10 protein-coding genes are annotated in these 13,658 nt (G+C 51.4%); 2 read left to right on the forward strand and 8 right to left on the reverse strand.

Going from position 1 to position 13,658, the window contains the following annotated elements:
* Positions 1–6: 6 nt before the first annotated feature.
* The 7 genes from IPQ00_10995 to IPQ00_11025 form a co-directional block, all read right to left on the reverse strand.
* Positions 7–1,023: a CpsD/CapB family tyrosine-protein kinase gene (locus IPQ00_10995; GenBank protein MBL0241081.1), complete on the reverse strand. Its 1,017-nt coding sequence runs from the start codon at positions 1,021–1,023 to the stop codon at positions 7–9.
* Between the two features lie 63 nt (positions 1,024–1,086).
* Positions 1,087–2,172 (reverse strand): AAA family ATPase, encoded by a 1,086-nt coding sequence (locus IPQ00_11000; GenBank protein ID MBL0241082.1) that lies wholly within the window; start codon positions 2,170–2,172, stop codon positions 1,087–1,089.
* A 44-nt stretch (positions 2,173–2,216) separates the two neighbouring features.
* Entirely contained in the window at positions 2,217–3,875 is a 1,659-nt protein-coding gene (locus IPQ00_11005) for a hypothetical protein (GenBank protein MBL0241083.1), read from the reverse strand.
* A 22-nt stretch (positions 3,876–3,897) separates the two neighbouring features.
* Positions 3,898–4,089, reverse strand: coding sequence for a hypothetical protein (locus IPQ00_11010; GenBank protein MBL0241084.1), 192 nt, complete (start codon positions 4,087–4,089; stop codon positions 3,898–3,900).
* Positions 4,090–4,107: 18 nt separating this feature from the next.
* Positions 4,108–6,474, reverse strand: a complete 2,367-nt coding sequence (locus IPQ00_11015) for a tetratricopeptide repeat protein (protein ID MBL0241085.1) — start codon at positions 6,472–6,474, stop codon at positions 4,108–4,110.
* Positions 6,475–6,764: 290 nt separating this feature from the next.
* Positions 6,765–8,345, reverse strand: a complete 1,581-nt coding sequence (gene epsI / locus IPQ00_11020) for an EpsI family protein (protein MBL0241086.1) — start codon at positions 8,343–8,345, stop codon at positions 6,765–6,767.
* Positions 8,346–8,406: 61 nt separating this feature from the next.
* The gene (locus tag IPQ00_11025; GenBank protein MBL0241087.1) at positions 8,407–9,294 is read right to left on the reverse strand and encodes a polyprenyl synthetase family protein; all 888 of its coding nucleotides are present in this window, start codon (positions 9,292–9,294) and stop codon (positions 8,407–8,409) included.
* Positions 9,295–9,407: 113 nt separating this feature from the next.
* On the opposite strand from IPQ00_11025, the gene IPQ00_11030 reads away from it, so the two are divergent.
* Complete coding sequence (locus IPQ00_11030; protein MBL0241088.1) at positions 9,408–9,899, forward strand: flavin reductase family protein; 492 nt, start codon at positions 9,408–9,410, stop codon at positions 9,897–9,899.
* Here the strand turns inward: IPQ00_11030 and hslO are convergent.
* Positions 9,896–10,783 (reverse strand): Hsp33 family molecular chaperone HslO, encoded by an 888-nt coding sequence (gene hslO, locus IPQ00_11035; protein ID MBL0241089.1) that lies wholly within the window; start codon positions 10,781–10,783, stop codon positions 9,896–9,898. The two genes, IPQ00_11030 and hslO, sit on opposite strands and share 4 nt — an antisense overlap.
* Positions 10,784–11,106: 323 nt before the next feature.
* On the opposite strand from hslO, the gene IPQ00_11040 reads away from it, so the two are divergent.
* Entirely contained in the window at positions 11,107–13,608 is a 2,502-nt protein-coding gene (locus IPQ00_11040; GenBank protein MBL0241090.1) for an adenosylcobalamin-dependent ribonucleoside-diphosphate reductase, read from the forward strand.
* The last annotated feature ends 50 nt before the right edge of the window (positions 13,609–13,658 follow it).

The following is a 13,658-nucleotide window of genomic DNA, read 5'->3' on the forward strand; positions in this document are numbered from 1 at the left end:
TCTTACCTATGATCCGTTCGGATCCTGAATACGATTGTAATTGTAATAGCCGTAGTTATAGTGTGATTCATCCAAAACGTCTTCGCTCTGATTGAGGACGACCCCTAACATTCTCTCTTTGGGCAATTGCTCGAGAACACGCTCCAGCGAGGCATATTTGGTACGATTTGCACGCACGACCAGCATTGCCCCATCGGCGTGATTGATCAATACCGTCGCGTCCGTAAAAATAGCTAGCGGTGGTGCGTCAATGATCACGTAATCAAACATCTCGCGGGCCTCGATCAAAATTTGCTTGAATTTAGGACCGGAGATCAATTCAGCAACGTCACTCCTCGCCTCACCGCCCGGCAAAATGTGTAGGCCTGATGGCTCGAGCTTAATGATAGTTTCGGCGAGGGTTGCATCGGCAGTGAGTATATCCGAAAGTCCCTTGTCTGCCTCGATCCCCAGATAATCAACCAAACTCGGCATCCGAAGGTCACAGTCGATGACCAAACACCTAACACCGTCCGTTTGCGCCAGAAGCCACGAGAGGTTTAACGCGGTGATCGATTTGCCCTCACTGGGGTTAACGCTCGCGACCACGATCGACTGCAGTTTTTTTCGCTGGCTCTTATGCAGAACGTGAGTTCTAAGGCTGCGGTATTCCTCGCAATACGACGAGTTGGGATGAGTGATGGCAACAAGACGAGGCTCAACGCGCTCGGCGTCAATGCTCCAACTGACAAAGTCAGGAAGCTGTTTGACGATCGAGCGCGCTGAGCTTTCGACGTTCAATTTTGCCCCGGCAGTTAATCCAGTTTCCAAATCAGGGAGTGCCGTCCCGATCATAGAATTCGGCTGCCCATTGAACGACGAATCTGAACCACCGATCCTGAGGTCTGATTGCGAAAAGAGTTCCGGCGGCGTATTCGGCCGGCGGTTACTCGCGTCGAATGGTACGACGTTCGGATTCGCAAACAAGTCCGTTCCATTAGGATCTTCGGCTCGTTTCTTTTGCAGTGCTTTAAGGATACTCATATTCAAATACTCCGTATTAACGGTGTAGCTACGTCTTTAACGACTTTCGGGGCCGTGATCGTCCTAGTGATAGCCCCCTACCTCTTTGCCGTCAATTTCAAATTCTCGTTCGAGTTCGTCGATGTCGAGTTCGAAATAATCAGGTTCTCGTAGCGGCTTACGCGCTGTTTTGACCGATCTATCACCGATGATATTCGTGTCATCCGCACCCGGCTTAAACATCCGCGGCTTGATCGCGGCCGCACCTGCCTGGCCCACTTTCCACAACTCTTCTACCGGATCGCTACTGATGCCCGGCGGCGAGGGCGCCGGCTCGGCAGGCTTTGACAAAGCAGTTCCAGGCGGAAGCAGGTCGAGATTTTCTGCGACCTCTTCGACGATCTTTCGTCCGATCTTCTGCATTCCGGCACCATAGGCGGTTAACATTGCGTTGTCGCATAGATTGTTAATATTTCGCGGAATTCCCTCCGAACATTGATAGATCAGATCGATCGCATCTTTGGTAAAGACATTCGGGTGAGTCGACCCAGCAATGAGCAGGCGTTCGGTTATATACCTTTCCACCTCGTCGATATTGGGGTAAGCGTGCATATTACACCTCAGTGCGACCCGCTGTTTCAATTGCCGCAGATTCGGCTGATTCAATTTTTCCCGAAGTTCCGGTTGGCCCGTCAGAACGATCTGCAGGTGCTTGGCATTATCAGATTCAAAATTCAGCAGCAGTCTGATCTCTTCCAACACATAGTCAGAAAGTTCGTGAGCTTCGTCGATGATTATTACCGTGCGAAGTCCGCGTCGATGGCGCTCGTCGAGCACCTTTCCCATCAGACTGAGTAACTCTGCCTTGTTATTCCATCCCTTGAGCCCCAGCATCTGGGTGACGTGGTGATAAAACTCGTCGATCGACAATCGCGGATTAAATACATACGCGGCCAGGACACTCGAGTCGAGGCGACGGAGTATCCAGCGAAGGGCGGTCGTTTTACCGGTCCCGACCTCACCGGTAAGCACGATCAAGCCCTTGGCACTCTCGAGTCCGTAGTACAAACTCGCAAGCACCTCGTTATAACTCGGCGTAAAGACAATGAATCGCGGATCGGGCGTCAGTGTAAATGGCGTATCATCCAAGCCAAAAAATTCTCTGTACATACTTTCCTCTTTTGATATAAAAGCGTCTCGATCTTCGCTCTACCTTATGAGACCAATCTTTCCAATATTCGTGTTACTTGCAGGAGCAGAACAATGATCGGAACTATCGCGATTGCCGCGATTGCCCCGCCGGCCAACTTCAACCAACTTGTGCGGTTGATCCAGGTCCGTTCCGCGTGGGTCAGTAGTGGCGGAATGGACGCCAAAACCGGCAGCCCCGTGTAATGCTTGGCGTCTGCAATATTCTGGATCTTGAACAGACGCGGGATCTCAAAGAAAGCTGCCAAAAGCAGGCCGAGAAACAAGCCGACACCGGTTCCAACGAGTGTCAGCACAAATCGTTTTGGTGCGACCGGCGACTGCGGTATATTAGCCGGATCCTGCACGCGGATCGTCTCGCCCTGTGCATTGGTCTCGACGCCGACGACCGTCTCGGCCTCGTTCTTTTTCTTTAGGATCTCGTCGTAAGTTTGTTTGGCAGATTGGTATTGTGCCGTAATGCCTTCGAGAGCGACCTTTACGTTGGGTACCGAGTTGATACGTTGTTCGAGTGCGGCGACCTGACCCGCATTCTGCCTGAGGTCTCCGTCCTTGTTGGTCATCTGCTGTTCGATCTGGCTTATCTGAGCTTGTATCCGCTGATTTTCGAGCTCAAGACTTTTCTTCTGCAACTCTGCCTTTCGGCCGCTCGCCTGTGTCGCCGTCTGAACGCGGCGATCCGAACTTTTCCGCAGGCCTTCGATCTCCTCGTTGATGCGGGCTATCTCGCTTTGTTTCGCAATGACGGCCGGATGCTTTTCCTTATAGACCTTAAGCAAATTATCCAGTTGCCCGTTAAGGTCAGCTCGTTTCTGTACAAGTTGGGCGTATGCCGGCGTGTCTTCGATCTGGCTCGCCGCACGTGCTGTATCCTGAGTTTCTTTCTCGCCAAAATCCTCGATCAAACGCATTTGCCGATTGTTCGCACCGATCGCATCGCTGAGTCGTCCGCGTTCGTTCATCAGCGACTCCTTCTCTTTCATAATATTGGACTCGCGATCACGAAGTCCGCTAAGTTGGGCGACGAGGCCCTGTTCGGACTCAGGCAATGTAGCGACATTCGCGGTCATAATGTCGAGCCTTTGCTTTTCGAGTTCGTCGAGCGCCTGTTTCTTCTCATTAAGCTGACGTTCAAACAGATCCTTTGTCGATTCGGCGATCTCAGTTTGGGTCTGGACTTGGGCATTGACGTATTTGCTTGCAAGTTCGGCCGTCACATTGCGCGTCGCCTGCGGATCGCGGTCACGATACCTGATCCGAAACGCGGCGACCTTTTCATTACCCGTTTCCTCTAGATCGACCTTGATGTTCTTATACATTTTGTCGATGATGAGCTCCATCGGCATTCCGTTATTACGTTCGGCCTTGTAGAGATCGTATTTCTGGACCAGTGGTTCGAGCGACGAGCGACTGAGCACTTCCTGGTTGATCGTCTGCAAACGCTGTGAAAGGTCTTCGTTGGTCAATGATTGAACGAGATTAGACGAGATCGTCGGCGGCTTGACCGTCAGCAACGATGTTGACTCATAAATACTTGGCAGTTTATATACGACATAACCGATAGCCGCCGTCATCGTGATCATCGGCAAGATGATCAACCATTTCTGCCGCTTGACGATACCGATGAGTTCACCGGCACTTCTCTGTCTAAATTCAATGCTCATTTTCGTACTCTTCGATCTGATTTTACGAGATCGAATCTCCCGTCCCTTCTTCGCTCGCAGCCGCGTCTTTCGTCCTTAGGGCCCAACGCAAGACACCGGCCACAACGATCAATACGACGCCAAACACCATCAACCCGGCGGCCTCAGGAATACGTGTCACGAATCCCTCAATGGTCGCGCGATCAAATAACGATACTGCTAAAACTAAAAACATCTTTCTATAACGAACTTTTCAAAGTGATTCCAATACGAGCTTTGCGTCATTCGCCTCGCTCATACTAAGTGCGGCTTGATTTCGAAGCGATGCTTCCGCCTCGCGGCGCGCTCCGGCCTTGTCGCCGGCAGATGCAAGTGCCATCGCCAAACGCACGCGATAACCGGATGCGGCCTTGTTGCCGGACTTTTCATCCATTACGACCGCCTTGCGAAGTTGTTCGACCGCCGGCAAATATAGACCCTTTTTGAGGTACACATAGCCCAAGGTGTCGTAAAATCCAGCGACCTCCGGGTTTCGATTCACCGACGCGGAGGCAAGTTGCAGAGCCTCGTCCAGGTTTCCCTGATTTTCCGCGATCAGCCAAGCGAGGTTATTCGCGGCGATCGGTGAGTTAGGCGACAATTCAAGAGCACGTCGATAGGACCGTTCGGCCTCCGCCACGTTACTACGCGAATCTTCTAAGATGCCGAGCAGGGTATAAATAGGTGCCGTCGGATTCTTTTCTACTATCGTCCTGTACTGCTGAACTGCAGCATCGGTTTCATTTCTGGCAACGAGCAGCGCCGCATATGACGAATACGCCGGGAGATATTCGCTATCGAGTTCGATTGCGGCCCGGAGTTCGCTTTCGGCGGAAGCCTGATCCCTTTCGGCGGTATAGATACCGGATTTCAAATAGTGAAGCGCCGCCAGCAATCCATTGTTTCCTATATTATTAGCAATTGAGTTGTCGACTTTTGTATGAGCCTGCTTTGTTTGTCCGGCCCCTATCGAAACGCTCACGATCCCGCTTAACGCATCAAAATTCCGAGCATCAGCGGTAAGTGCCCGTTCATAAAGGGCGAGAGCCTCAGCCGGTTTCTTTTCGGCAATGGAAACCTTTGCCAGATTGATCATTCCAGATATTGAATTCGGCGAAATACGGAGGATCTCGCCGAGATCGGCCCTGGACTCGGCCAAGCGGCCCAGATCGAGATATGCCAATCCCCTGGCTGAAAGGGCACGCAGTTGCAGATCCTGCAGTTTACCGACAGTATATTCCGCATTCGGAGTTGCCGAAACGGCCTTTGCATACAAGTCAGACGCTTGTTTCAGCGCACCCGCAGAGTCACCGCCGGCCAATGATGCCTGGATCTTTAGTAAACCGACTTTGATAAACGACGGATGAAAACGCTCGAGGTCAGCTATGAACGCCCGTGCCTGATCGAGTTGACCGATCGAGATCTTGGCTTGAGCAATGAAAAATAAGGCGTCGCGTTCGGTCGGTTGTTTTTTAAGGATGTCTTCGAGATCCTTGATCGCGTCATCTGGCCGATTATCGAGCATTCGTCCGCGAGCACGAAGCATAAGTGCCTCGACATCGTTATTATTGATCTTTAGTAGTGCCTCGACCTGCTCGTTAACCTTGGCAGAATCCTTCGCTTCCAAATATATCTGGCCGAGACGATAGCGAGCCCTGGTATATTCGGGTGACTCATTGATTATTTGCAGCAACGTTGCCTCGGCAGCATCCGTCCGATTGGAGTTTATATAGAACTCAGCAAGGTCTAGTCGGCTCTCCGGACTATTCTCCTGGATATTGACAAGTTCCTGGAAGGCAATTTCGGCCTTGTCGAATTGCCGAGTGCTGACATAGAAATTCGCAAGTGCCTCGTGAGCCTCAATATTCGACGGTTCAGCGGCGATCGCTCCACGGAATTGCGTTTCAGCCTCCGGATTTCGAGCGGAGTACATCAAAAAGCGGCCATATTCGATCAAACCGATAGCGGAACCGGGGTTTGCGTTTATGCCCTTTTTTATCGATTCTTCGGCCTCGCGAGCCATATCACGGCTCATATAGTAGCGAGCCAGGCTCAAATACGTCTCGGTCCGCTTTGGGTCTATCGCTATCGCTTCGTTTATCTTTGCGACGATCTCCGACTCCGGACGATTTTGGACGGCCAGAATTGATGCTTTAAGAATGTGGCCCTCAATAAAATTAGGGTCTATCGACAAGATCTCCTGCTGGACCTTCTCTGATTCGTCAATCAATGGTGGCTGTACGAGCAAAAAGTAGTTTCCGAGTCGTGCTTTGGCGTCCAGGTGCTTAGGATCCAGTTCAACGGTTTTACGCAATTCATCTAACGTGTCGTTAAACCTTCCGAGATTCTCGTACGACCGAGCAAGTCCCCAATGAGCCTTGGCAGAATCCTTGTCGTACTCGGCGGCCGAACGGAACTGCATCATTGCATCATAAAATTTGCGCTTTTTAAGATACTCCTCACCTTTCGCAATATATTTTTCGCTCGACTGGCCGCAGCCGAACATAAAAAGACCCACGAAAAACAGCACAGTCATCTGTCCAACGCGGATCCGAAAATTGGGGCACTCAATGTAACGCATAACTTAACCACATTCACGCTTGACCGTCCTTTTGAAAACGTTCGCCGGGGCATTGGCGTTCGTCATATCAAAAAGGCACCGCGTTTCGCTGCTCTTACATATCGACGGGGCAAATCACCGAAATTGTCGAGCAAAGATCAATTAATTATCATAACCTATTCAAATTCCGATAATTGAACGGTTGATGAAAAATACTGCCAATCAACGCCGCATTTCAGTTTTTTTTGTGAACCGCTCAAAACGGACAGATCAAATTCTCTTAAAATACAGATCGCCGCTTTTTGTTTTCATTATTCGGGGATATATGCAGGCAACTGTTCAGCCAAGCGGGCCGACAGGTCATAGGCAGCATTAATTGCTTTGTCCTCATCCGTGCCGACGCTTGTCATTACTCGAACCATTGCACCATCGGTTCGTCGCCGCGTAACACTGTCGATGATGGTATTCACTTTGTCGTCATACTCACTTGCTTCGATTCGTCCACGGCCCTGGTACCAGTAGATCATCACCTCATAATAGTTGCCGTTTTTAAGAAGATATCGATTAGCATTAAATGATCGTCCGCTGGCGGTGGTGATCGTGACGATATTCGGATCGCTCATCACCCATCCGGCACCTGGAAGACAATTTTGCGGACTGTGGTAAGTTGCTCCGGTTCGCTGAGTCGAATAATAGCCAACATAAATATTAGCCACTCGCCCATCCGGGGCCGAGTATTCTCGCATTGTGTAGTCTGTGGTTTTGAGCACCGCCTCTATATCTTTGCCGAATTTGATCTCATCGCCACGCTGGCCCCAAGTGCCAAGCGTTTTCGGCAGTTCAGAGAGCATTGAGCGGTTTACCTGTATCTCACCTCGGCTGACAAACCAGTTGACCGCGATCCCGCCTACGACCAATGCCAACAATAGCGGTAACGCCCCGGCTTTGCGTGCCCAGGGTTTTGGCTCTACATTGGACGGCGACGGCCTAGCACCTCCTTTCAATACTCGCCTTAGAATAATGTTTGCGGCGATCAAGAGTGCAAGGGCGACGACATAAACCAACCATCCCGAAGCATCGTGCCAGACCCCATCAGTCGCCGACTTGCCGTAATAGAACGTCAACACGCCCGTGCCCATCACTCTGGCCGCGTTGGTAAAGACCGCAATTGGAACCGCGATCACCATTAACGACACCGCACGGATCAGGTCAAATGCGGAAAAACCGCCAAACGGACCATCATCATCGCGGCGTGTGAAATATGCGAGTACCAAGGCGAGGGTGACCAGAGTCATCAATGAGCGAATACCGCTGCACGCCTCGACAACCTCAAGCGAAAGTACCTGCGTCGCCCCCTTCGGCAAAATATCTATGACGTTTCCCTTACGCACCACCGGTATATCGACCAAACGTATTCCCCACACCGAAACCTGTGAGGCCCAAAGTTGGAGCGGAAAAGAGATCCGATTAAAAATGATCTGCGGTATTGGAATCGCGAGAATTAAGAGAGTAAACGGCACTGCCAAATTGACTAGCAATCGGCGACCGAAAAAGTAGAGCAATATCCCGGCGGTCATCAACACAAGTGAGATCCGCTGTGTAAAAAGTTCGGAGCCTAGTGTCCCTGCTAATAGAAGCACGAATGCCGTGATCACCGTCCCCGAACCCGCTATTCGTGATCCGGCGTCAGTCGAAGAGGAAAGCTTGTCCCGCTCCAGCCAAATTATCGCTCCGATCACCAAAGGTACCAGAAGGCCGTGCGAATAGTTTTCGTCAGTCCACCAATCGTATCCTAGCTTTGCTAATACAGAAAAATACAAGAATCCGACCGCTCCGACGACGGCCGCCGGCACTATCCATTTTGAACTCTTGTTTGGGTTTGAATCTGGCATAGCCCGCTCAGTTAGGAAAGGCTGAATTGCCCGAATATTCCGAGTTTGACTGCATTTCCGATCAGAAAGTGCGCTTTTCGATGTGATCGACTAGTTCCTTCAGCAACGCGGTATCAACGGCAAGTTCATCAAGAAACCGGCGTGCGTCATCTGCTGTTTCGGAGGCCAATTCACGAGATCTCTCCGTGCCAAAGTGTCCGGGATAGGTGGCCTTTTGAGCATTGACGTCCTTGCCTGCGGTCTTGCCGAGCGTTTCGGTCGTCTGTGTAATATCTATGAGATCATCGGTTATCTGAAACAGCAGTCCGAGTTTAATTGCGTAATGTTCCACACACTCTACCTGCACGTTATCCGCCCCGCCGATGATCGCTCCGGCCGCGGCAGACGCAGCAATAAGTGCCCCTGTCTTTCTCAGATGAATGCGTTGAAGTTGATCGAACTCGATGCTGTGGCCCTCGGCTTCGAGATCGAGTTGCTGTCCTGCGACCATCCCAAGCGGCGAACCCGAAGCTCCTGCGATCATCGAGATCAGCCTTGTCCGGGTTTCAAAACTCAGACGGTCATCGTCAGCGAGCGATTTGAACGCGATCGTCTGAAGTGCATCGCCGGCCAGGATCGCCGTCGCGTCACCGTACTTTTTGTGACAAGTCAAACGACCTCGCCGCAGATCGTCATCGTCCATCGCAGGAAGGTCGTCGTGGATCAATGAAAAAGTATGTATCAATTCGATCGCCGCCGCAGTCCGCACCAGATCTTCGGCAACAGCGCCAAATGCATACCCGACGGCAAACAAAAGTGCCGGGCGAAATCGCTTTCCACCGGCAAACAAGCTCCATCGGATCGCCTCGTGGAGGCGCACCGGTTCGATGTCCGCGGCCGGCACCGATCGGTCTAATTCAGAATCTACGAGAAGCCGCGATTCGTTAATGAACTTTGCCAGATCTAACACAAGTTAAAAGAATATCTTTTTAGTGCACTCTGCCGCAAAGTTACTCACTTCAGTTTTGTTGACGGTTTGGTGTTTTTTCGGTAGCTTTTAGTCTTTGAACTGAAATCTTTCATATGCCGATCACAAGCGACGAGTTTCGAGCAGCCCTTTCAAAATTTGCCAGTGGGGTAACGGTAGTTACAACCCGCGACGCTCAAGGACGCCTGCACGGGATAACAGTGACGGCGTTTGCATCTGTTTCACTCGAGCCACCGCTCGTACTGGTTTGCATCGATAACGCCACCGCTAGCCATTACGCATTCCACGAATCGGGTATGTTTGTCGTAAATATACTGAAGAGCGACCAGGCCTCGGTATCACAACAATTCGCAACGCCGTTTATGGATAAATTTGACGGCGTCGAATTTGAATTGTCTGATTCCGGAGTGCCGATTTTAGCCGGGACATTGGCGTCGCTCGTGTGCCGTATCACAAACGCGGTCAGAAATGGTGATCATACGGTCTTTTTCGGTGAGATCGAAAAGGCGATCATCAACAGCGGCGAGCCTCTCGCTTACTTTGACGGCTCATATCAACATCTGAGTGAATTCCGCAAAACGGACTAGTACCCCGCCAATATTTCCCTTAGACCTTCGGCGGATACTACGAAAGACTCGTTGCAGTAACCACAATTCATCGTCGCATCACCGTCTTGCTCGATCATCGACTCGACCTCGTCACGACCTAGTGACGCGATCGTCTTCAATGCTCGATCATACGAACAATTGCATTTGAATTGTATCGGTTTTTCGTCCAATATTTCGAAATCTATTTCCCCGAGAGCGAGTTTTACAAGGTCCTCGGGTTTCGCTCCGGCGTCGATTACCTCGGTAATGTGCGGAGCATTGATGATCGTGTCCTCGATCATAGTGATGATGTGATCATTCGCTCCCGGCATCATCTGGACAAGTACACCGCCCGAGGCAGCGACAAACGGTTCTCTGTTGTTCAATCGAACTCCGAGAAGCACGGCCGATGGTATCTGCTCCGATTTTGCAAGATAATATGCAAAATCCTCGGCGATCTCACCCGACGTGATCGGCACTGATCCGATGTACGGTTCTCGTTTCACGCCAATATTTAGCCCCGACTCGCGAATAATGTGAAACATACCGTCACCGATGATCCCGCTGACGTCGAATTTACCATTTTCCTTCAATGGCAACTCAGCCAAAGGATTTTTGACATAGCCGCGAACTTCGCCTTCCGCATTTGCCTCGGCCGTGATACCGCCTATCAATCCGTTGCACTCTACTCGCGTTGTCAGGCGGTCACAACCCTTAAGTGTCGAGCCCAACAATAGCGTCCCGGTCATTAATCTCCCGAGTGCCGCCGACGCGGTCGGCGACGTCCCGTGGCGGCGTACTGCCTCGGCGATCGTCTCCGTCGTGATCGCTGCCAAAACTCGAACCGTACCGCTGGCAGCGGTGCCGTGAATCAACTTATCCATACGTATGAGTTTCTGTAAATCAAAGTCTGGTTGTCAAATCTGCACTCAACCCGTTCAAAGCTAATAGTTTACATCAACTTATCCCTGTAGTTGTTGTGCCCGCTAAAATTACCACTATATATTGTGTCTGATTATTGTTGACATTTACGTTTTCGATGTGAGATATTGGCAACGTTCGAAATCGAAACCCAAACAACTGAACCCATCCCGCGATCACTAATTGTTCGGTTGTGACGTTCTGAATTCTGGATTCGAATGTTAAACTTGGAGTACAGATCACAACGCATATTTAGACACCTGTCAATAGAGGAGACCTTCAGCAAATGAGCACAGTTATCGAGTCAACCGGCCTCTCGATCCAGCAAAATGGAAATAGCAATGGTAATGGAACTGCCGCCGCGGCCAGCCGCGAAATTGCTCCACTCGGGCTCAACGCTCAGAAAGTCGTAAGTCTCCGATATTCCCTAAAGGATGAGCACGGCAATCCGGTCGAATCGTGGTCAGATATCGTCCGGCGTGTAGTCGGACATATTTCAAAGGCGGAAGCCGACCCCGTCAAACAGCACAAATTTTATACCGATATGACCGCCGTTATGCTCGCCCGCGAGTTCGTGCCCAACACGCCGTGTCTGGTAAACGCCGGCAAACCGAAGGGCCAGCTTGCGGCGTGCTTTGTACTTAATGTGCCGGACTCGATCGAGGGCATCATGGAGCACGCTCAGAATGTCGCGATCATCCATCAGACAGGCGGCGGCACCGGAATGACCTATGAATTTCTGCGGCCGGCGGGTTCGATGGTCAATTCTACTCGCGGTGTGGCGTCGGGCCCCGTGAGCTTTATGAACATCGTCAATCAGACGACTGAGGTCGTAAAGCAAGGTGGTGTCAGGCGCGGTGCCAATATGGGTATTTTGAGTGTGTCCCATCCGGACATCCTTAGATTCATCCACGCCAAGAATGATCAGTCGAGCCTTACTAATTTTAATATTTCGGTGACAGTAACCGACTTATTTATGGATGCCGTCGACAGCGGAGTTTGGTTTCAGACCGAGTTTAAGGGCGAACCGTGGACAAACGCAGTGTACGATGCCGTAACGGGCTTGGATTACGCGGTCTACCGCCGTCCGGACGGTTCTGCGGTCACCTTCGCGGACAAACTTGCGTTTGAGACAGCGGACCTCTCAGATTGTATTATCGAGGAACCCCCGATGCCGGGTATGGTGTTTGCACCCGATATCTGGAACCGCATAATTGCGTCGGCTCACAAATATGCCGAGCCCGGGATCATTTTCATCGACGAAGTTAACCGGCACAATCACCTAAAGGCATCAATGGGCCCGATCTATGCCTGCAACCCTTGTGGTGAGCAACAATTGCATTTTAATAACTCTTGCAATCTCGGTTCGATCGACGTAGCTAAGTTTTACACCGTCCGGGATGGCGAAGGCTCGATCGATTGGGAAAGGCTTTCGCACGCAATACATTTGAGCACGCGTTTTCTGGACAATGTGGTCGACGCCGGATATTTTCCGCTCAAGGAAATTGACGATGTCGTCAAACGAACCCGTCCGGTCGGTCTCGGCATAATGGGATTTGCCGACCTCTGCCTGAAACTCGGCGTTACCTATGGCGACGACAAATCGCTTGTGCTGATGGAACGCTTGATGGGCTTCGTTCGCCGCGAGTCCTGGCTCGCATCGCTCGAACTGGGACGCGAAAAAGGTGTGTTTCCGGAATTCGAAGCGAATCGTGAAGCATATTCGAAGTTCATTTATGACGAGATCGGAATTCCGCGTGACATACCGCTTACGCCGCGTAATTATGAAGTGACGACGATCGCCCCGACCGGTACGATCTCGCTTGTCGCGGAGACTTCATCCGGGATCGAACCCAACTTCTCTTGGGCATATGTCCGTCAGGATACACTCGGCACTCGGACTTACGTTCACTCGGCAGCAGCAAAGGCTCTCGGGATCGACGTTGACCAGACAGATGAAGCGTCGATCAAGGCGGCGGCCGAACACGTCGTCGAGCACGAATCCGATCTGCCTGCACAGTTCATATCAGCGATGAGTATCAGTTCGCTCGACCACGTGCGAGTCCTGGCGGCCGCGCAAAAGCACGTTGATAATGCCATCTCGAAGACCTGCAACGGTTCGAATGATGACACCATCGAGTCGGTCGACGAACTTTACCATTTAGCACGCAAACTTGGCTGCAAGGCAGTCAGCTATTATCGTGACGGTAGCCGTGAGGGCCAGGTGCTCAACAGTATGAAGTCATCGGCCAAGACCGACGAGAATAAGTCACCTGAGGCGACTCCAGACGTCCCAATGCAAGTGGCTAGCATCGACGCATCACTCAGAGTCGAGCGCCCACGCGAATTACAAGGCTCAACGTGGCGGATCCCGTTCGAGGGTCAGAATCTATACGTAACGGTCAATCACGACGGCCAGCGGATCCTCGAGATCTTTGTTGCGGGTCCGATCAGTGCCGGTGTCGGCCTCTTGGCATCAAAAATGCTTCGTGGTGGATTTGACGCTAGGGATGTTGCTCGGAGCCTCAATAAAGTTACGGCGACGCACGCAGTTTGGTTCAATGAACGCTTGTTGACCTCGCCCGAGCAGGCCGTGGCGGAGTGTCTGCTGCTGATCGACCGCAGACTAAAAAACCTTCCTGAATCAGATCGGGCAATTGCCAAATCGCAGGCAACCGAGACCACTATGTCGACGATGATCAGCGAGTGTCCCGAATGCGGGGGACAACTCGAGCACGCATCGGGTTGCGATTCCTGCCGCGACTGCGGCTACTCAAAATGTAAATGAGCCGATTCGTTCAGGATGTCTAAAAGCAGGCGGTGTAGTTTTCGAACTAC

It is taken from the genome of Chloracidobacterium sp. (genome assembly GCA_016720705.1).
GTDB lineage: Bacteria > Acidobacteriota > Blastocatellia > Pyrinomonadales > Pyrinomonadaceae > OLB17.

Coding starts and splice junctions, on each gene's coding strand:
- IPQ00_10995 (MBL0241081.1), bottom strand. CDS start 1,023: ATGAGTATCCTTAAAGCACTGCAAAAGAAACGAGCCGAAGATCCTAAT.
- IPQ00_11000 (MBL0241082.1), bottom strand. CDS start 2,172: ATGTACAGAGAATTTTTTGGCTTGGATGATACGCCATTTACACTGACG.
- IPQ00_11005 (MBL0241083.1), bottom strand. CDS start 3,875: ATGAGCATTGAATTTAGACAGAGAAGTGCCGGTGAACTCATCGGTATC.
- IPQ00_11010 (MBL0241084.1), bottom strand. CDS start 4,089: ATGTTTTTAGTTTTAGCAGTATCGTTATTTGATCGCGCGACCATTGAG.
- IPQ00_11015 (MBL0241085.1), bottom strand. CDS start 6,474: ATGCGTTACATTGAGTGCCCCAATTTTCGGATCCGCGTTGGACAGATG.
- epsI (MBL0241086.1), bottom strand. CDS start 8,345: ATGCCAGATTCAAACCCAAACAAGAGTTCAAAATGGATAGTGCCGGCG.
- IPQ00_11030 (MBL0241088.1), top strand. CDS start 9,408: ATGCCGATCACAAGCGACGAGTTTCGAGCAGCCCTTTCAAAATTTGCC.
- hslO (MBL0241089.1), bottom strand. CDS start 10,783: ATGGATAAGTTGATTCACGGCACCGCTGCCAGCGGTACGGTTCGAGTT.
- IPQ00_11040 (MBL0241090.1), top strand. CDS start 11,107: ATGAGCACAGTTATCGAGTCAACCGGCCTCTCGATCCAGCAAAATGGA.